This is a genomic window from Pseudoxanthomonas sp. Root65 (genome assembly GCF_001427635.1).
Lineage (GTDB): Bacteria > Pseudomonadota > Gammaproteobacteria > Xanthomonadales > Xanthomonadaceae > Pseudoxanthomonas_A.
This window is the reverse complement of the sequence record NZ_LMHA01000001.1, coordinates 2168518-2186397: the sequence shown is the minus strand read 5'-3', so window position 1 is coordinate 2186397 and position 17880 is coordinate 2168518. Positions and strand designations below refer to the sequence as shown.

Genomic DNA, 17880 nt, shown 5'->3' with positions numbered 1-17880 from the left:
CCCCGCGGGACGGGCTTTCGGGCGGCATTCCGTCCCTGAGGCCGAGCATCATCCCGCCATGCCCGAATGGCGCAGCAGGGCATCGATCCGCGGCGCACGCCCGCGGAACGCGCGGAAGTTGTCGGCCGCCGCCCGGCTTCCGCCCCGTGCCAGCACCTCCCGGCGGAAACGCGCACCGGTGTCCGCGACCAGGGCGGGCGCCTCCTCGAAGGCCTCGTAGGCATCGGCGCTGAGCACCTCGGCCCACTTGTAGCTGTAGTACCCCGCGCCGTAACCGCCGGCGAAGATGTGGCTGAACTGGTGCGGGAAGCGGTTGAACGCGGGCGGGATGTTCACCGCCACCTCCGCACGCACCCGGTCCAGCAGCGCGAGCACGGTGTCGTCGGCCGCATCGAAGCCGCTGTGCAGCTGCATGTCGAACAGACCGAACTCCAGCTGGCGGACCGTCGCCATGCCGCTCTGGTAGTTCTTGGCCGCGACCATCTTGTCGAACAGCGCACGCGGCAGCGGCTCGCCGGTGTCCACGTGCGCGGTCATCGCCTGCACGCGCGCCCATTCCCAGCAGAAGTTCTCCATGAACTGGCTGGGCAGCTCCACCGCATCCCATTCCACGCCGTTGATGCCGGCCACGCCCAACTCGCCCACCTGCGTCAGCAACTGGTGCAGGCCGTGACCCATTTCGTGGAACAGCGTGGTCACATCGTGGTGGCTGAAGGTCGCCGGCTTGCCGTCCATGCCCTTGCCGAAGTTGCAGACCAGATAGACGACAGGTGTTTGTACAGCATGCGTCTGCGTGCCGTGCGCGGTGTCACGGCGGTTGCGGCAGTCGTCCATCCACGCACCGCCGCGCTTGCCTTCGCGGGCATACAGATCGAGGTAGAACTGGCCCACCAGCGCGTTATCGCCATCGACTAGGCGATAGAAGCGCACGTCGGGATGCCAGGTGGGGGCTTCGTCCTGCTCGACGCGCAGGCCGTAAAGATCATTGATCACGCCGAACAGGCCGGCGAGGACTGCCGGCTCGGTGAAGTACTGTTTCACTTCCTGCGCCGAGAAGCTGTAGCGCGCCTGCTTGAGCTTCTCGCTGGCGTAGGCGAGGTCCCAGGCTTCGAGCGTTTCCAGGCCGAGTTGTTCGCGCGCGAAGGCTTCCAATTCCTCGCGGTCGCGCTGCGCATGCGGCCTGGCGCGTACGGCCAGGTCGCGCAGGAATGCCAGCACCTCATCCGGGGTGTCGGCCATCTTGGTGGCCAGCGAGTAATCGGCGTAGCTGGCGAAGCCGAGCAGCGCGGCGAGTTCGGCGCGCAGGGCGAGGATGCGGTCGATCAGCGTGGAGTTGTCGAGCGCCTCGTTGTCCGCCAGTTCGGACGCGCGCACCGCATTGGCGTGGTACAGCGTCTCGCGCAGCGCGCGATCGTCGGCGTACGCCTGCACCGGCAGGTAGCACGGCATCTGCAGGGTGAACTTCCAACCCGGCTCGTCGTCGGCCTTGGCCGCCGCGCGCGCGGCCGCCACCACGTCGGCCGGCAGGCCTCCGAGGTGCTGCTTGTCCTTGATCCAGAACTCGTACTCGTCGGTGGCATCCAGCACGTTCTGCGAGAACTTTGCCGACAGGCCGGCCAGTTCTTCCTTCACCTCGGCGAAGCGGGCCTTCTGCTCATCCGGCAGCTCGGCGCCGCCCAGCCGGAAGTCGCGCAGTGCGTTTTCGAGCACCTTGCGGCGCGCCTCGTCGTACTGCGCCGCTTCGGGCGCATCGGCCAGCGCGCGGTACTGGTCGAACAGGGCCAGGTTCTGGCCCAGCGCGCTCCAGAAGCGCGTCACCTTGGGCAACTGGACGTTGTAGGCGCTGCGCAGCGCGGGAGTGTTGGTCACCGCTTCCAGATGGGTCACCTGGTTCCAGGCGCGGGCCAGACGCTCGGTGGCGTCATCCAGCGGCACGACGAAGGCGTCCCAGGTCACCGGGACCACGGCTTCCGCCGCTCTCACGGCGGCCTCGGCCTCGGCCAGCAACTGGTCGATGGCGGGCGCGATGTGCTCGGGTCGGATGGCGTCGAAGCGCGGCAGGCCGGAGAAGTCGAGCAGGGGGTTGGTCATGGGGGGCACCTGGGGAGTTGGTGTGTGCCGCGAAGGCGGCAAGCATCGGGACTGGCGAGCCTGGCCCGCGCAGCGTCGACAGGGATATGGGGGCGCCCGGAGCACCGGCAAAGGCCGCCAGGAAATTTAGTGGGGAGGCTTAGGTCGGGTCCGATAATAGAAGGTCCTGAGGGCCCAATACGCCATTGGTTTTTGAAACGTGGCCGGCTCCTGGTATCAGCCTTCAGGGCAAAAGGGGCGCCATGGAAGTTTCGCTGTCATCGAGCGCCGCCAGCAACCGCTGCAGCTGCGCCTGGAGGCGCGCTTCCTGTTCCTGCCCGAAGACGGCGAGCCGCTCACCAAGGACGGCCCGGACAGCGCTTGGCAGCGACTGATCAAAGCCTCGATCCGCGATGGTGTGATCTCCGACGAGCAGCGCTTCAACCTGCACGACCTGAAGCGCCAGGGCGGCACTGACACCGAGGGCAACGTCGCCGACAAGCAGACCGCGCTCGGCGTAAGTCCCGCCATGATGAAGGTCTACGACCTGAGCGTTCCGCGTGTAAAGCCATCCGACGTCACTTGAACACGCTGCACTTCTTTGGAGTGCGCACAATCAGCTCCATGGCTCGTTTCTACCTCTGTTTACGTATCTATGTGTAGCGAATTGCAAGCACGCAACCGACAGACGGCGACTTTCAGACTGGCACGATGCGAGATAGTGAGTTGCGAAAGCGAGCCACTCGTTCAAGCTTTCGCATCAAATAGATGTATGGACGATTTCATTTTTTACGGAGATTCAAAATGAAGAACGGACTTCTGATTGGAGCTCTTCTGGCTAGCGTAGCAACCGCATCACTCGTGCCTTCCCCGCCCTCTCACGCTGCAGGGATTGGCGCCTCTCCAGTGGCCAAGGTCGAGCACTGCAGCGCGGACGTGAGCACCTACAACTACCGTCGATCCGACAAGGAATTTGTGCGAATTGCAGCGGACCTCAATCGCGAGTTCTCCCGCAATGTAGACATGACCAAATCCATCGGGGTAGCGAAGGAGCAGAGAGCGATCGTCCCCGAAGGCGCGGACACCATCCGCATCCAGGTCGATTCCGTTGCTTGTGGAGCCGGCAGGCGACCTACAAATGGGATCGCGTCCTTGGGCGGGTGCAACTACGCCGGCTGCATTGGGAATCTTGGCCCCGAATACGCGAACATGCCGCCGGGTAGCACCGTGTCGATCAGCGTTTGCTCCCAAAACGTTCAGACCGTGTCCAACTACACCAGGCAGGGCGATGGCACTTGGTTGATGGTGGGATACCGGCAGGAGCTCGTTACCAGCTGCACCCTCCAGCCTCTAGGCTGAGCGACCCAACTGCCTTCTCAATCACGCAGAGGCCGCCTCAATAGCGGCCTCTTTACTTTGCGGCTTTCGATTTCGGAAGGTCTCAACTGGCTTCAGCCCTGAAGGCCGAGCTGCCGAAATAGGACGACTTTTACGGAAGCATATTACGGAGCTGAGACTGCCCTGCCCTAAGTCTCTGATGCAGTTGGTGGGCCGTGAAGGATTCGAACCTTCGACCAAAAGATTAAAAGTCTTCTGCTCTACCGACTGAGCTAACGGCCCGGAAACGCATCCCGGCCTTGCGCCGGGGTGTGCATTCTAGCGCATCGTCCGCGACGGGGCGAAATCCGCCCGGCTCACGCGTAGTGCGTGGGGTCGGGCACGCCGGCATCGGCGAAGCCGGCGGCGCGCAGGCGGCAGGCGTCGCAGTGCCCGCACGCGCGGCCCTGATCGTCGGCCCGGTAGCAGGACACGGTCTGCGCGAAGTCCACGCCCAGGCGCACGCCCTCGCGCACGATGTCGGCCTTGCTCATGCGCAGCAGTGGCGCCTGGATGCGCAGGCCGGCGCCTTCCACGCCGGCCTTGGTCGCCACGTTGGCCAGCCGCTCGAATGCCTCGATGAACTCGGGCCGGCAGTCCGGATAGCCCGAATAGTCCACCGCGTTGACGCCGCAGAAGATGTCGCTGGCGCCCAGCACTTCCGCCCAGCCCAGCGCCACCGACAGCATGATGGTGTTGCGCGCCGGCACATAGGTCACGGGAATGCCCGGGCTACCGGCCTCCGGCACCTCGATGTCGTCGGTCAGCGCCGACCCGCCGATGCTGCGCAGGTCCACGTGCACGGTCTTGTGCGCGACGGCCCCAAGCGTGGCGGCGACGCGCGCGGCGGCGTCAAGTTCGGAAGTGTGGCGCTGGCCATAGCGCACGCTCAGCGCATGCACGGCAAAGCCCTGCTCGCGGGCGATGGCAACGACGACGGCGGAGTCCATGCCACCGGAAAGAAGGACGACGGCGTTTTTCATGGGGTGTCTGGTTCGTGAAGAAGGATTCGGGAGCACAGTAGACGCGTCATCCCAGCGTACGCTGGGATCCATGTTGCCGTTGCGTCCATGCTCTTTCCAAGCGGAGAAGCAAGATGGATCCCAGCGTGCGCTGGGATGACGGCAACAGCAGCCTTAATCGCGCCAGTCTGCTCAACGCCCCGGCTCGTCGTTCCACAGCAGCTTGTGCAGTTGCATCTGGAAGCGCACCGGCAGGCGGTCTTCGACGATCCAGTCGGCCAGCTCGCGCGGCGACAGGTCGGACTTGCTGGGCGAGAACAGCACGTCGCAGCGCTCGGCCAGGCGGTGTTCGGCGACCATGCCGCGCGCCCATTCGTAGTCGGCGCGTCCGCAGAGCACGAACTTCACCTGGTCGCGCGCGGTGAGCAGCGGAATGTTCTCCAACCGGTTGCGCGCCATTTCCTTCGAGTCGGGGGTCTTCAGGTCCACCACGCGCGCGACGCGCGGGTCGACGTCGGCGATGTCGATCGCCCCGGAGGTTTCCAGCGAGACATCGAGCCCGGCATCGCAGAGCTTCCGCAGCAGCAGCAAGCAGCGCTTCTGCGACAGCGGTTCGCCGCCGGTGACACAGACGTGGCGGACCCCCTGCCGGAGGACCTCGGCGACGATATCGTCGATCTCGCGCCACTCGCCGCCATGGAAGGCGTACGCGGTGTCGCAGTACTGGCAGCGCAGCGGGCAGCCGGTCAGGCGGACGAAGACCGTGGGCCAGCCGACCGCATTCGCCTCTCCCTGCAGGGAAAGGAAGATCTCGGTGATCTTGAGGCGTTCCAGCGGGGACTGGACGATCTCGCTGGGGCGGGTGGCGTCGTTCATGGGGTGCGCATGATACGCCCTGCCGGCCTGGCGCCTCCGCTACGGAGCGCCGGGAGTCCTGGACTCAGCGCAGGCGGCCGAGCTGGATGGCGCGCAGGCGGTCGTCGGCGGTGCGGGCGACATCGGTGCCCGGGTACTTGGCGATCACTTCGCCGAGCGTGCGCTCCGCTTCGGGCAGCTTGCCCAGACCGTAATCGCACAGGCCGATCTTCAGCAGCGCACCGGACGCCTTGTCGTGGGTCGGGTACTGCGCCAGCAGCGCGCGGAACTGGTCTGCGGCCAGCGCGTAATTCTGGGTGACGTAATAGCTCTCGCCCAGCCAGTACAGCGCATTGGGCGCGTACACACCGCTGGGGTACAGCTGCAGGAAACTGGTGAACAGCTGGGCGGCATCGGCGTAGTCGCCGGCCTTGAGCTTGTCGAAGGCCACGTTGTAGGCGGTGCGCTCGTCGCCGGCGGCGGACAGGGCGCCCATGTCGCCGTGGACGCTGGGCGCCGGCTCGGCCATCGCGGCATCGACCGGCGCAGGCGTGGCGGCAGGCGCGGACACAGGCACATTGCCGAGGGGCGGAGACGCGGACGGCGGACCGGCCGGGGCCGGGGCGGCGCCCCCTTCCAAGCGGTTGAGGCGTCCATCCAAGTCGAGGTACTGGTCGCGACCCTGCTGCTTGAGCTGCGCGTTCTCGTTCTGCAGCTGCTCCAGCTGCGCGCGCAGCTCGCGCAGTTCCGCTTCCTGCTGGGTGACCTTGTTGAGCAGGTCCAGGTTCTGCTGCGGATTGTTGGCTTTCGCCTCCAGCGCGGCCACGCGATCGGCCAGGCTGACGCGCTGCGCCTGCGCGGGTGCGGCGGCCACGAGGGCCGCCGCGAGAACCAGCATGTACGTCTTCTTCGCGATCATCGTGACGATGTCGGCTTACTTCGCCGTGTAGACGATCTCGACGCGACGGTTCTGCGACCAGCAGGACTCGCTGGAATCGGTGCAGACCGCACGCTCTTCGCCATAGCTGACCACGGTCAGCTGGCTGGCCGAGCCACCGCTGGCCTGCAGGGCCGAGTTGACGGCATTGCCGCGGCGCTCGCCCAGGCCCAGGTTGTACTCGCGGCTGCCGCGCTCGTCGGCGTGGCCTTCCAGCGTGATGCGCGAGGACGGACGGTCGCGCAGGTACTTGGCGTGGCAACCCATGATGGCCTGGAACTCCGGCTTCAGGGCGTCCTGGTCGAGGTCGAAGTAGACCACGCGCTGACGCAGGCAGGCGTCGGTGTCGAGGTCGTTCGGGCCGTAGACGCCCGAAGTGGTCGGCGCGGTCGGGGTGGTCGGCGCGGTGGTGGTGGTATCGGCCGGCGCTTCCGGCTTGACGGCTTTCTTACAGCCGGCCAGCACGGCAACCGACATCAGGGACAGCATCAGAACACGGGTGGTGTTGTTCATGGTCATTCCTTGCGTCATTGGAACAGGGGGACAGGTGGAGCGAGGGGTCGTATTGTAGACACAAACTTAACGAGCGGTTCGGTAGGGCGACCATGCCGGCTCACGCACGTCCGCATTGGCCACGACCAGACGCTGGCGTACGCGCGCGTCGGCGGAGACGGCGTACAGCACGCCGCGCCCGCCTTCGCGGGCGGCGTACAGCACCATGCTGGCGTTGGGGGCGAAGCTCGGCGACTCGTCCAGCGAGCCCGGCGACAGCGACGTCCAGCGGGCGCCGCCCAGGCTGCTGTCCATCAGGGCGATGCGGTAGTTGTTGCCGCTGCCCTGCACCACGGCGATCTTCTTGCCGTCGAAGGACACGCTGGCGGTGGCGTTGTAGTTGCCCTCGAACGTCACCCGGCTGGCGCTGCCGCCGGCGGCCGGTACGCGGTAGATCTGCGGGCGACCGCCACGGTCGGAGGTGAAATAGAGGGTGCTGCCATCCGCGCTCCACACCGGCTCGGTGTCGATCGCGGAGGTGGTGGTCAGCTGGCGCAGCGAGCGGCTGCCCAAGTCCATCACGTAGATCTCCGGGTTGCCGCTGCGCGACAGCGTCAGTGCCAGCTGGCGGCCGTCGGGCGAGAACGCTGGCGCGCCGTTGATGCCGCGGAAGCTGGCGATCTTCTCGCGCGCACCGGTCGAGATGTCCTGGATGTAGATGGCCGAGTTGCCGCTCTCGAAGCTCACGTAGGCCAGCTTGCGGCCGTCCGGGCTCCACGACGGCGACAGCAGCGGCTCGGCCGAGCGCACCACGGTCTGCGGGTTGAAGCCATCCGAGTCGGCGACCATCAGCGCATAACGCGTGGCCTTGCCGGTGCCGGCGGCGGTGATGTAGGCGATGCGGGTCCAGAAGGCGCCGCGCACGCCGAGGATCTTCTCGTAGATGGCATCGGCCATCTGGTGGGCGACATCACGCAGGGCATTGGAGCGGGCGGTCATCGCCAGGCCGAGCATGCGCTCCTGCTTGGCGACGTCGAACAGCTCGTACTCCACGCGGTAGCCGCCATCGCCGGCATCGACCACGCGACCGACCACGATGTAGTCCTGCCGCAGCGCCTGCCAGCTGGGGTACCGGATCTCAGCGCCCCGCGTCGGCCGCTCGGTGATGCGGGCTTCCGGCAGCGTGCGGAAGGCGCCGGAGCGCTCCAGGTCGGCACGCACCACGGCCGACACGTCGGTCGGCGGCGCCGCAGCGGTGCCCTGGTAGGGCATCGGTACTACGGTGATGGGCAGGGCCGAGGCGTTGCCGCCGATGATGTCGATCTCCAGGCCTTGCTGCTGGGCGGACGCCAGCATCGGGGCCAGGGTGAACAGGATCAGAGCAAACCAGCGCAGCGGCTTCTTCATGGGCAACGACTCGGCGGTTGGGCGGGGCGGCAAAGGGATACCAGCCGACGCGTGAACATTTTAACAATTGTGAACGGAGGGCAGCGAAACGCCGCGTGAAATCAACGGTCCCGCGCCTCGAAATTGAGGGTCAGGGTGCGCGCGAACACCGGCTCGAATCCCCGGTACGGCAGCGGCCGCGCCTTGAGGACCGCGCGTTCGATCGAATCCTGGCCGGCCGCATCCATCGCGCAGCCCGGCTGCACCTCGGCGCTGACCACATCGCCGCCCGGCAACTGGCGGATCACCACCCGGCAACGCGTGCCCACGGGTACGGACTCCGGCCGGGTCCACTGGCGCAGCACCGCTTCCTGGATCGCGGCGGCGTAGCGGCCCCGCAGGTCCTCGTCGGTGCCGCCGGTCCCCGCAGGTCCGGAGGGGGCGCCGTACTGGGCCTGATTGGCGGACGCCGCTGCCTGGCGCGCACGCGCATCGGCGAGCTGCCGCAGTTTCTGTTCGGCCAGCTGGGCTTCGCGCGCCGCCTGGGCACGCTGCCGGCGGATCTCTTCCAGACGTTTCTTGTCGGCCTCGGCCTTCTGCGCGGCCTCGGCGGCGATGCGCTTCTGCCGGTCTTCGTCCTGTTGCGCGGCCAGCCGGCGCTGCTGCTCGGCCTGTTCCTGCCGCTTGCGCTCGGTCAGGTCGATCTGTTCCTGCCGGCGCTTGGCCTCCTGTTCCTGCAACGCCTTCTCCTGCGAGATGGCATCGCGGCGGGCTTCGTCCTGGTCGACGGTATCCGGCACCGAGATGCGCTCCTGCGCCTGCGCCTGCCGCTCCACCGGCGCGTCCTGCGGTGCGGGCTCGGGAATGGGCTGCGGCGGCGGAATGGTGTCCTCGGGCGCGGGCTCCTGCACGGGCGCGGGCATCGGCGCGGGCTGGAAGTCGAGGGCCTGCTCGACCGCGCGCTGATCGGCGGCGGAAACGTCGAGCGTGGCTTCCATGGATTGCGAACCCGCGGCGTTCAGGCGCTCGCGGTCCCACGTGAAATAGGGCGACAGCAGCAGCAGCGCAAGCAACAGCAGATGCAGGCCGACGGCCCAAGCGACCGCACGGCCCAGCCCCTCGTCCTGCGGGGACGGCGGTCGCTGGAGTACTTCAGCGTGCATTGCCGCCCGCGTTGGTCATCAGGCTGACATTGCCGACCTTTGCCCGGCGCAGGACATCCATCGCATCCAGCACCTTCTGGTACGGCGCGGCACCTTCGGCCGCCACCATGATGCGCAGTTCGTCGCCCTGCTCGGCGCGGATCGCCGCGACGCGGGACTCGAGCGTGGCGGCGTCCAGTACCTCGGGCTGCTTGGCTTCAGGCAGCTTCAGGCCGTAACGCCCGTCCGGATAGGCGATCACGATGACCGGCTCGTTGCGCGTCTCCACCGCCTTGGCATTGGACGACGGCAGCTTCACGTCCACGCTCAGCGTGAGCAGCGGTGCGGTGACCATAAAGATGATCAACAGCACCAGCATCACGTCGATGTAGGGCACGACGTTGATCTCGGATTTCAGCTTGCGCCGCTTGCGATGGAAGATGCTTCCGGCCATGGTGGGCTCCGCTTACTCGGCCGCGTTCTGGCGCTGCAGGATGGAGCTGAATTCCTCGGCGAAGCTCTCGTAGCGCACCGACAGCCGCTCGACGCGGGTGGTGAAGCGGTTATAGGCCCACACCGCCGGAATCGCCACGAACAGGCCGATGGCGGTGGCGAACAGCGCTTCCGAGATACCCGGGGCGACCGCGGCGATGCCCGCCTGCTCGCCGCTGTTGAGCATGTCGTGCATGGTCACCATGATGCCGAACACCGTGCCGACCAGACCCACGTAAGGCGCGGTGGAGCCGATGTTGGCCAGCAGTTCCAGATTGCGTTCCAGCTGGTCGACTTCGCGCGTGTAGGTCACGCGCATCGCGCGCTGCGCGCCTTCGAGCTGTGCGCGGCCGTCAAGGCCCCGCTTGTCGCGCAGGCGGGTGAATTCGCGGAAGCCCGCCTCGAAGATCGCTTCCAGGCCGGTGACCACGCGATTGCGGTCGGCGGCGCCGGCGTAGAGCTTGTGCAACTCGGCGCCCGACCAGAATCGACCCTCGAACTCGTCGGCATCGCGGTTTGCGGTCTTGAACACGCGCCCCTTGCGGAAAATGATCACCCAGCTGATCACCGACCCGGCCAGCAGCAACAGCACGATCAGCTGCACCGGCAGGCTCGCCTTGAGCATCAGGTCGATGTAGTTGATCCCGCTGTGGGTGGTGGCAGCGGCAGCCTCGGCAGCCGCCGCGGTCGCCTCGGGCGGCAGCGCCTCCGTCACGACTTCCTGGAAGGCCAGCAGCGTTGCGATCATCCGTCGTTCCTCGTCTCTCGGTTCGTGTTGCGTATCGGGTCAAAGCTGGCGCGGATGCTCGAGCCGGCGGAATTCTTCGTACAACGTCTCGGGCAGGCCGATGGGTCTGAACCCGGACGCGCTCAGCGCCGCCACCTTTACCTCGGCGGTCAGCAGCACTTCGCCGTCCCGTTCGATGGACTGGGCGAAAACGACGCTGGCCCGCTTGCACTGGTGGATGCGTGCACTGACCTGCAGCAGATCGTCCAACCGGGCGGGGCGCAGGAAATCCAGACGCATCGCGCGGACGGCGAACACCAGGTCGTGGGTCTGGCGCAGTCGCTCCTGAGCGTAGCCACGGGCCCGCAACCATTCGGTGCGGGTCCGCTCCAGGAAAGCGACGTACTGCGCGTGGTACACCACGCCACCGGCGTCGGTATCTTCCCAATACACGCGTGTCGGAAAGATGAACGGCGCCGCATCCCCGGCGATCGTCTTCGAATCAGTCGTCAAAGCGCGCACTCCCGCACGTTGTGGTGCATACCAACCTGAAACCAGTGGCGCTCAGAAGAGTTCGCCCGGCGCGTCGTTCGCGTCCGGCACCCTGCCCTTCGGCGTCAGGCCGAGATGCAGGTAGGCCTTGCGGGTCGCCATGCGGCCACGCGCGGTGCGGATCAGGAAACCCTGCTGGATCAGGTAGGGCTCGATGACGTCCTCCAGCGTGCCGCGCTCCTCGCTCAGCGCGGCGGCGAGCGATTCCACACCGACCGGGCCGCCGTCGAAGCTGTCGATGATGGTGCGCAGCATGCGGCGGTCGAGTTCGTCGAACCCCTCCGGATCCACTTTCAGCATCTGCATCGCCGCGCGGGCGACATCGACGTCGATGTGGCCATCGGCCTTGACCTGTGCGTAATCGCGTACGCGCCGCAGCAGGCGGTTGGCGATGCGCGGCGTGCCGCGCGCGCGGCGGGCGATCTCGCCGGCGCCTTCCGGCACACAGTCCATGCCCAGGATGCGTGCCGAGCGCTGCACGATGCGGGTCAGTTCCTCGGGCGAGTAGAACTCCAGCCGCTGCACGATGCCGAAGCGGTCGCGCAGCGGCGCCGTCAGCAGGCCGGCGCGCGTGGTGGCGCCGATCAGGGTGAACGGCGGCAGGTCGAGCTTGATCGAGCGCGCGGCCGGGCCCTCGCCGATCATGATGTCGATCTGGAAATCCTCCATCGCCGGGTACAGCACTTCCTCGACCACCGGCGACAGGCGATGGATCTCGTCGACGAACAGCACGTCGTGCGGCTGCAGGTTGGTCAGCAGCGCGGCCAGGTCGCCGGCCTTCTCGATCACCGGGCCGGAGGTGACGCGCAGGTTCACGCCCAGTTCGTTGGCGATCACATGGCTCAACGTGGTCTTGCCCAGGCCCGGCGGCCCGAAGATCAGCACGTGATCGAGCGCTTCGCCGCGTCCTTTCGCCGCCTGGATGTAGATGTCCAGCTGCTCGCGGACCGGTTTCTGGCCCAGGTACTCGTCCAGCCGCTTGGGCCTGATGCTGGCTTCGATGGCGTCGTCTTCGCGGGTGGCGGACGAGGTGATGATGCGGTCGGCGGTCATGCGGCTATGGTAGAGCAGGAGTGAGCGGAGAGGAGCGAGAAGTGAGCAGGAGCGCCCTTCCCGCTTCTCGTCCCTCGTCACTCACCGCTAGATCTCGACCTGCGCGCCGAGTTCGACCAGCCGGTTGCCGGGAATGCGGAAGAAGCCGGTAGCCGGTGCGGCGTTGCGGTGCATGGCGGCGAACAGCTTGTCGCGCCAGATCGGCATGCCGCCCTGGCGACGCGCGACCACCGTCTCGCGACTGGCGAAGTAGGTGGTTTCCATCGGATCGAAGTACACGCCGCCCTGGTCGCACGAGCCCATCAGCGCCTGCGGCACGTCCGGCGTCTCGGCGAAGCCGTAGCTGATCACCACCCGGTAGAAGTCGTCGCCGATCGGGTCGATCTTCAGCCGCTTCTTCTTCGGCGCGTACGGCACGGTGAGCGTCTCGACCGTCAGGAACACGTTGCGCTCGTGCAGCACCTTGTTGTGCTTGAGGTTGTGCAGCAGCGCATGCGGCACCACGCCCTTGTCGGCGGTCAAGAAGATCGCGGTGCCCGGCACGCGCACCGGCGGCGCCAGCATCAGTCCCGGCAGGAAGGTATCCAGCCGGATGCCTTCCTTCTGCACTTCGCCATGCAGCAGCTCGCGACCGCGACGCCAGGTGCGCATCATGGTGAAGGCGGTGATACCGATGAACAGCGGCACCCACGCGCCGATGCCGGTCAGCAGCTTGGCGCCATTGGCGAACAGGAAGGCCAGGTCGATCATCAGGAACACCGCGCACAGCGGCAACACCCACTTGCGCGAATCCGGCCAGCGCGTGTACGCCACGATCGCCAGCAGCAGCGTGTCGATCAGCATGGTGCCGGTCACCGACAGACCGTACGCGGTGGCCAGCGCGCCGGAACTCTGGAAGCTCAGCACCAGCACGATCACCGCCAAGTACAGCATCAGGTTGACCGACGGCACGTAGATCTGGCCGATGGTGTCCTTGGACGTGTACTTGATGTGCAGGCGCGGCAGGTAGCCCAGCTGGATGGCCTGGCGTGTCACCGAGAACGCGCCGGTGATGACGGCCTGCGACGCCACGGCGGCGGCGGTGGTCGCCAGCACCAGCATCGGGATCTGCGCCCAGTCCGGGATGGACAGATAGAACGGATTGGCCACCGCTTCGGGGTGGCGCAGCAGCACGGCGCCCTGGCCGTAGTAATTCAGCACCAGCGCCGGCAGCACGAAACCGAACCAGCCCCAGCGGATCGGACGCTTGCCGAAGTGCCCCATGTCCGCATACAGCGCTTCGCCGCCGGTCACCGTCAGCACCACCGCGCCGAGGATAAGCACCGCATGCCAGTCATGGGTCACGAAGAAGTGCCATGCCCAGTACGGGTTCAGCGCCGCAAGCACCGAAGGATTGTGGGCGATGTTGTAGAGGCCGAAGCTGGCCAGCACGATGAACCACACGATCATCACCGGCCCGAAGGCCTTGCCGACCTTCGCGGTGCCGAAGCGCTGGAAGGCGAACAGGCCGGTCAGGATCACCAGGCTGATCGGCACCACCCACTGCTTGAACACCGGCGACACCACTTCCAGGCCCTCGACCGCGCCCAGCACGGTGATGGGCGGCGTGATCATGCCGTCGCCGAAGAACAGTGCCGCACCGAAGATGCCGAGGATGCCGACCGTGTAGCTCATGCGCGAGCCCTTGGCCAGGCTGCGCTGCGCCAGCGCGGTGAGCGCCATGATGCCGCCCTCGCCCTCGTTGTCGGCGCGCATGATGACGATGACGTACTTCAGCGTCACCACCAGCAGCAGCGACCAGAAGCCCAGCGACAGCAGGCCGCGGACGGTGTCCGGATCCGGCGTCAGGCCGAAGTGCGGGTGGAACATCTCCTTGATGGTGTACAGCGGACTGGTGCCGATGTCGCCGAACACCACGCCAACCGCACCGGCGACCAGCGCGACCATGCCCGTCTGCGAATGACCGTGCTGGCCGGCGTTGCCGGACGGGGCTTGGGAAGAATGTGGGGTGGACATGGCGGCCGGCAGGGTAGCGCTGGGAAAGTGAAGGGATGCTCTAGGGCAACGGTCAGCGCAGCGCGGACTGCAGCGCCTTGCGGATGATCGTGGCCGCATCGTCGCCGGGCGAGGTGGCGTCGCGCGCCATCCGGGTGGCTTCGGCCGGCTTGTAGCCCAACTGCTGCAGCGCGCTGGTGGCCTCGGACTGCGGATCGGCCGGCAACGCGGTGATGCCGCCCACGCCGGTGCCCATCAGGTCCGCCGCGCGGTCGCGCAGTTCCACCACCATGCGCTCGGCGGTCTTCTTGCCGATGCCGGGGATGCGCGTCAGCGCGGTGATGTCGCCGGCCTGCACCATGCGCGCGAACTCGTCCACGCTGGCGCCGGACAGCACCGCCAGCGCGATCTTCGCGCCGATGCCGGTGACCTTCTGCACGTCGCGGAACAGCCGCCGCTCGCCCTCGCGCAGGAAACCGTACAGCGACACGCTGTCTTCCTTCTGCGCGTAGTGGGTGAACAGCAGCACCTCGCGACCGACATCCGGCAGGTCGTAGAACGTGCTCATCGGCGCTTCCAGCTCGTAACCCACGCCGCCGACATCGATCACCAGCCAGGGCGGCGACTTGTACGCCAGGATGCCGCGCAGACGTCCGATCATGGAAAAGCTCCTGCGTTTCCCTTCTCCCACCGGGAGAAGGTGGCGCAACGCGCCGGATGAGGGCCGAACAGAGTTCGCAGCGGCGAACAGCGGAACGCGGCCAACGACACGGATCGGGTGCCATCCAGACTCCGGCTGCCCTCTCCCCAACCCCTCTCCCGCCGGGAGAGGGGCTCGCTCAGCGGCCGCCGCCCCATCACTTCCTGCTCCAGGCCAGTTGCGAACCCACGCCCAGCCGCTGGGCGGTGGCGCGCACGTGCGCGTGAGTGATGGCGACGGCCAGTGCGTCGGCGGCGTCGGCCTGCAGTTTGCCCTGCAGGTTGAGCAGCAGGCCGACCATGTGCTGGATCTGGGATTTCTCGGCGCTGCCACGGCCGACCACGGCCAGCTTCACCTGCGTCGCGGCGTACTCGTGCACCGGCAGGTCGCGCAGCACCACGGCACTGATGGCGGCGCCACGCGCCTGCCCCAGTTTCAGCGCCGAATCGGGATTGCGGGCCATGAACACCTTCTCGATCGCCACTTCGTCCGGCTGCCAGATGGCGATGATCTCGCCCAGGCCATCCAGCAGACGACGCAGGCGCAACGGGAAATCGCCCTCGCCCAGCAGCACCAGCGGCGCATGGTAGACATGCGTGGTCTTGCCGGCGGCGTCGACATCGATGATGCCGATGCCGGTGCGCTGCGAGCCGGGATCGATGCCGAGGATGCGGGTCATGGGAGCCGGGATTGGGGATTCGTGATTCGGGATTCGAAACCTGCGGACACAGGACTCGACATCAGGGCCGGGGGAGAACGCTGTTGCGAATCTCCAATCCCGAATCCCGAATCTCCGCCGTCAGGCATACACATCCGCGCCCAGATCGGCGTTGGAATAGACGTTCTGCACGTCGTCCAGGTCTTCCAGCATGTCGAGCAGCTTCTTCACCTGCAGGGCGGTGTCGCCCTCCACGTGGATGTCGTTGTCGGCGCGGTAGGTGATCTCGGCATGGTCGGGCGCCAGGCCGGCGGCCGTCATCGCGTCCTTCACGGCCTGGAAGGCGTCGGGCGCGGTGACCACGTCGATCGAGCCGTCGTCCGGATAGACCACGATGTCATCGGCGCCGGCGTCGATGGCGGCTTCGGTGATCCGGCTTTCAAAGGATGACGCATCGTCGGCACCCGGCGCGTAGCTCAGTACGCCCAGGCGCTTGAACATGAAGGCCACCGAGCCTTCCGTGCCCATGTTGCCGCCATGCTTGCCGAACGCATGGCGCACTTCGGCCACGGTGCGTACACGGTTGTCGGTCAGGCAGTCGACGATCACCGCGACGCCGCCGGGCGCATAGCCTTCGTAGCGGATCTCCTCGAACACCACGCCTTCCAGCTCACCAGTCGCCTTCTTGATGGCGCGCTCGATGACATCCTTCGACATGTTGGCCGACAGGCCCTTGTCCACCGCCGCCCGCAGGCGCGGGTTGTTGGCCGGCTCGCCGCCGCCGGCGCGGGCCGCCACGCCAATCTCGCGGATGATCTTGGTGAAGATCTTGCCGCGCTTGGCGTCGGTGGCGTTCTTGCGGGCTTCGATCGACGGGCCTCTGCCCATGGTGACTTCCGGAGTGCACTGACAAGGGCGCGGATTATACGCGCCCCCGTGCAGCCGTCAGTCCTGTACCTGGAAACGGCCATCGCGCAAGAAGTGCGCGGCCTGGCGCGCGGCGGCGGGCGAGAACACCAGCCCGGTATGGCTGGCCGGCACGATGCAGTGCGCCGCCAGCCCCGGCAAGCGGGTTTCATCCAGCCCCACCGTGCCGTCCGATTCGCCGTCGAAGCGCGCGAACAGCCGGCCAAGGCCGCGGGGCACGTTGCCGGCCACCATGCCGACCGGCACCTCACCGCTCCAGGGCGGACACCCCGCCTGCAGCAACGCGCCGCTGCGACCCAGCACCGGCGCGGTCCACCGGCGCCGACCCAGGCCGCGGGCGGCATGGCTGCCGCACAGCGGCGAGCCTAGGCAGACCATCCGCCGTACCGGCAGGTCCGGCGCGCGGCGCAGTGCTTCCAAGCCGATCAAACCGCCCAGGCTGTGGCCTACGAGATGCAGCGGAGGCGAACTCCGCAATCGTTCGATCAGCGCCGCGATGGCCGGCTCCGGCCCGCCCAAGATGCTGGGATAACCGAACACCTCTACGTCGAAGCCTTCACGGCGCAGCCGGCGTGCGAGCGGCGTCAGCCACGATTTCGCGTTCCAGATGCCGTGCACGAGCAGGACGCGCGTCGTGGGTTCTTGCGGATCCGTCATGCGCGGCAGTGTGGGCGAAGTCGCAGCGCCATGCCAGCGCTGTTCACTGCGTGGCCTGCTGCCGCTTCCACTCGCGCGGCGACAACCCGCTGTGCGCCTTGAAGGCGCGCGACAGCGCCGCCTCGCTGCCGTAGCCCACGTCCGACGCCACCACCTTCAGCGGCTTGCCGTGCCGCAGCGCCTGCTGCGCCAGGCCCACGCGCCAACCCTGCAGGTATTGCCCAGGCGTGATCCCCAGCGCCTCGCGGAACTGCGTGGCGAACACACTGCGCGACATGCCCGCAACCCGCGCCAGTTCGTCCAGCGTCCACTCCTTCGCCGGCGCTTCGTGCATGGCCACGACCGCGTTGCGCAGGCGCGGGTGCGACAGGCCCGCAAGCATGCCGCCTTTCACGTCGCCGGTTTCCATCAACTGGCGCAACACCTGGATCATCACCACCTCGAACAGCCGGTTGACCAGCGCGGTGCGTCCGCAGCGCTGGGTGAAGGCTTCTTCGAACAGCAGCGCCAACACGTCCTGCGCACCGTGCAGCCTGTCCAGCGGCAGGCACACCACGTCCGGCAAAGCGGCACTTATCGGATTTTGCGCACCGCCCTCGAAGCGCACGTTGGCGCAGGCCATGTCGGCACCGCGCGCGTCGTCGCTGACGAAGCGGTGGGTCAGCGCACGCGGGTAGAGCAGCAGGCTGGGCGCATCGATGCGCAGCGAGGTGGCGCCATGGAACACCTCCAGTGGCCCACGCTGGATCAGGTGCAACTGGCCGACGCCGGGCTCCGCTTCCAGCGTGTTGATGCCGCACAGCGCCCCCGCATGGAACACCTGCGCGGTCACCGAGAAACGCTCCAGCAGGACGGCAAGCCGGTCGACCATATCGGAACTCCTGATCAAGTTTTCAGG

Annotated in this window: 19 protein-coding genes and 1 tRNA gene; 2 read left to right on the top strand and 18 right to left on the bottom strand. The window is 67.1% G+C overall.

Translation table 11 applies throughout. From position 1 onward, the window contains the following. Positions 1–48: 48 nt before the first annotated feature. Positions 49–2091, bottom strand: coding sequence for a M3 family metallopeptidase (locus ASD77_RS09745; RefSeq protein ID WP_055940402.1), 2043 nt, complete (start codon positions 2089–2091; stop codon positions 49–51). 199 nt (positions 2092–2290) lie between these two features. Between ASD77_RS09745 and ASD77_RS09740 the strand changes: the two genes are divergently transcribed. Then, on the top strand, positions 2291–2656 hold the full coding sequence (locus ASD77_RS09740; RefSeq protein WP_055940398.1) for a hypothetical protein: 366 nt from the start codon (positions 2291–2293) through the stop codon (positions 2654–2656). Positions 2657–3006: 350 nt separating this feature from the next. After that, complete coding sequence (locus ASD77_RS09735; protein WP_156383542.1) at positions 3007–3429, top strand: hypothetical protein; 423 nt, start codon at positions 3007–3009, stop codon at positions 3427–3429. Between the two features lie 185 nt (positions 3430–3614). Here ASD77_RS09735 and ASD77_RS09730 read toward each other — a convergent pair. From ASD77_RS09730 to ASD77_RS09650, 17 genes are all read right to left on the bottom strand, one after another. Beyond that, a tRNA-Lys gene (locus ASD77_RS09730) sits at positions 3615–3690 on the bottom strand. 74 nt (positions 3691–3764) lie between these two features. Continuing rightward, positions 3765–4430 carry a 7-cyano-7-deazaguanine synthase QueC gene (gene queC / locus ASD77_RS09725; RefSeq protein ID WP_055940392.1) on the bottom strand — a complete coding sequence of 222 codons (666 nt, stop codon included), beginning with the start codon at positions 4428–4430 and terminating at the stop codon, positions 3765–3767. A 171-nt stretch (positions 4431–4601) separates the two neighbouring features. After that, positions 4602–5285: a 7-carboxy-7-deazaguanine synthase QueE gene (queE, locus tag ASD77_RS09720; protein WP_055940389.1), complete on the bottom strand. Its 684-nt coding sequence runs from the start codon at positions 5283–5285 to the stop codon at positions 4602–4604. A 64-nt stretch (positions 5286–5349) separates the two neighbouring features. Beyond that, the gene (gene ybgF, locus ASD77_RS09715) at positions 5350–6162 is read right to left on the bottom strand and encodes a tol-pal system protein YbgF (protein WP_055941242.1); all 813 of its coding nucleotides are present in this window, start codon (positions 6160–6162) and stop codon (positions 5350–5352) included. A gap of 36 nt (positions 6163–6198) precedes the next feature. Beyond that, positions 6199–6714: a peptidoglycan-associated lipoprotein Pal gene (gene pal, locus ASD77_RS09710; protein WP_055941241.1), complete on the bottom strand. Its 516-nt coding sequence runs from the start codon at positions 6712–6714 to the stop codon at positions 6199–6201. A gap of 66 nt (positions 6715–6780) precedes the next feature. After that, entirely contained in the window at positions 6781–8100 is a 1320-nt protein-coding gene (tolB, locus tag ASD77_RS09705; protein ID WP_055940386.1) for a Tol-Pal system beta propeller repeat protein TolB, read from the bottom strand. A 101-nt stretch (positions 8101–8201) separates the two neighbouring features. Continuing rightward, positions 8202–9242: a cell envelope integrity protein TolA gene (gene tolA, locus ASD77_RS09700; RefSeq protein ID WP_055940384.1), complete on the bottom strand. Its 1041-nt coding sequence runs from the start codon at positions 9240–9242 to the stop codon at positions 8202–8204. Further along, the gene (locus tag ASD77_RS09695) at positions 9232–9675 is read right to left on the bottom strand and encodes an ExbD/TolR family protein (protein ID WP_055940381.1); all 444 of its coding nucleotides are present in this window, start codon (positions 9673–9675) and stop codon (positions 9232–9234) included. The genes tolA and ASD77_RS09695 overlap by 11 nt, the downstream gene beginning before the upstream one ends. Before the next feature lie 12 nt (positions 9676–9687). Continuing rightward, complete coding sequence (tolQ, locus tag ASD77_RS09690) at positions 9688–10461, bottom strand: protein TolQ (RefSeq protein WP_055940379.1); 774 nt, start codon at positions 10459–10461, stop codon at positions 9688–9690. A 39-nt stretch (positions 10462–10500) separates the two neighbouring features. Then, the gene (ybgC, locus tag ASD77_RS09685; protein WP_055940376.1) at positions 10501–10953 is read right to left on the bottom strand and encodes a tol-pal system-associated acyl-CoA thioesterase; all 453 of its coding nucleotides are present in this window, start codon (positions 10951–10953) and stop codon (positions 10501–10503) included. Positions 10954–11004: 51 nt separating this feature from the next. After that, positions 11005–12045 carry a Holliday junction branch migration DNA helicase RuvB gene (gene ruvB, locus ASD77_RS09680; protein ID WP_055940374.1) on the bottom strand — a complete coding sequence of 347 codons (1041 nt, stop codon included), beginning with the start codon at positions 12043–12045 and terminating at the stop codon, positions 11005–11007. 87 nt (positions 12046–12132) lie between these two features. Next, positions 12133–13992 carry a potassium transporter Kup gene (locus tag ASD77_RS09675; RefSeq protein ID WP_235578523.1) on the bottom strand — a complete coding sequence of 620 codons (1860 nt, stop codon included), beginning with the start codon at positions 13990–13992 and terminating at the stop codon, positions 12133–12135. Positions 13993–14113: 121 nt separating this feature from the next. Continuing rightward, a complete protein-coding gene (gene ruvA / locus ASD77_RS09670; protein ID WP_055940369.1) occupies positions 14114–14701 on the bottom strand; it encodes a Holliday junction branch migration protein RuvA in 588 nt (195 codons plus the stop codon). A gap of 196 nt (positions 14702–14897) precedes the next feature. Beyond that, positions 14898–15419 (bottom strand): crossover junction endodeoxyribonuclease RuvC, encoded by a 522-nt coding sequence (ruvC, locus tag ASD77_RS09665; RefSeq protein ID WP_055940368.1) that lies wholly within the window; start codon positions 15417–15419, stop codon positions 14898–14900. A gap of 120 nt (positions 15420–15539) precedes the next feature. Next, positions 15540–16286: a YebC/PmpR family DNA-binding transcriptional regulator gene (locus tag ASD77_RS09660; protein WP_055940366.1), complete on the bottom strand. Its 747-nt coding sequence runs from the start codon at positions 16284–16286 to the stop codon at positions 15540–15542. A 57-nt stretch (positions 16287–16343) separates the two neighbouring features. Continuing rightward, positions 16344–16982, bottom strand: a complete 639-nt coding sequence (locus ASD77_RS09655) for an alpha/beta fold hydrolase (protein ID WP_055940364.1) — start codon at positions 16980–16982, stop codon at positions 16344–16346. Between the two features lie 43 nt (positions 16983–17025). After that, positions 17026–17853 carry an AraC family transcriptional regulator gene (locus ASD77_RS09650; RefSeq protein ID WP_055940362.1) on the bottom strand — a complete coding sequence of 276 codons (828 nt, stop codon included), beginning with the start codon at positions 17851–17853 and terminating at the stop codon, positions 17026–17028. Positions 17854–17880: the final 27 nt, after the last annotated feature.

Excerpts from the sequence above, each read along its gene's own strand:
- ASD77_RS09745 (WP_055940402.1), bottom strand. The coding sequence starts at position 2,091 with ATGACCAACCCCCTGCTCGACTTCTCCGGCCTGCCGCGCTTCGACGCC.
- queC (WP_055940392.1), bottom strand. The coding sequence starts at position 4,430 with ATGAAAAACGCCGTCGTCCTTCTTTCCGGTGGCATGGACTCCGCCGTC.
- queE (WP_055940389.1), bottom strand. The coding sequence starts at position 5,285 with ATGAACGACGCCACCCGCCCCAGCGAGATCGTCCAGTCCCCGCTGGAA.
- ybgF (WP_055941242.1), bottom strand. The coding sequence starts at position 6,162 with ATGCTGGTTCTCGCGGCGGCCCTCGTGGCCGCCGCACCCGCGCAGGCG.
- pal (WP_055941241.1), bottom strand. The coding sequence starts at position 6,714 with ATGAACAACACCACCCGTGTTCTGATGCTGTCCCTGATGTCGGTTGCC.
- tolB (WP_055940386.1), bottom strand. The coding sequence starts at position 8,100 with ATGAAGAAGCCGCTGCGCTGGTTTGCTCTGATCCTGTTCACCCTGGCC.
- tolA (WP_055940384.1), bottom strand. The coding sequence starts at position 9,242 with ATGCACGCTGAAGTACTCCAGCGACCGCCGTCCCCGCAGGACGAGGGG.
- ASD77_RS09695 (WP_055940381.1), bottom strand. The coding sequence starts at position 9,675 with ATGGCCGGAAGCATCTTCCATCGCAAGCGGCGCAAGCTGAAATCCGAG.
- tolQ (WP_055940379.1), bottom strand. The coding sequence starts at position 10,461 with ATGATCGCAACGCTGCTGGCCTTCCAGGAAGTCGTGACGGAGGCGCTG.
- ruvB (WP_055940374.1), bottom strand. The coding sequence starts at position 12,045 with ATGACCGCCGACCGCATCATCACCTCGTCCGCCACCCGCGAAGACGAC.
- ASD77_RS09675 (WP_235578523.1), bottom strand. The coding sequence starts at position 13,992 with ATGGTCGCGCTGGTCGCCGGTGCGGTTGGCGTGGTGTTCGGCGACATC.
- ruvA (WP_055940369.1), bottom strand. The coding sequence starts at position 14,701 with ATGATCGGACGTCTGCGCGGCATCCTGGCGTACAAGTCGCCGCCCTGG.
- ruvC (WP_055940368.1), bottom strand. The coding sequence starts at position 15,419 with ATGACCCGCATCCTCGGCATCGATCCCGGCTCGCAGCGCACCGGCATC.
- ASD77_RS09660 (WP_055940366.1), bottom strand. The coding sequence starts at position 16,286 with ATGGGCAGAGGCCCGTCGATCGAAGCCCGCAAGAACGCCACCGACGCC.
- ASD77_RS09655 (WP_055940364.1), bottom strand. The coding sequence starts at position 16,982 with ATGACGGATCCGCAAGAACCCACGACGCGCGTCCTGCTCGTGCACGGC.
- ASD77_RS09650 (WP_055940362.1), bottom strand. The coding sequence starts at position 17,853 with ATGGTCGACCGGCTTGCCGTCCTGCTGGAGCGTTTCTCGGTGACCGCG.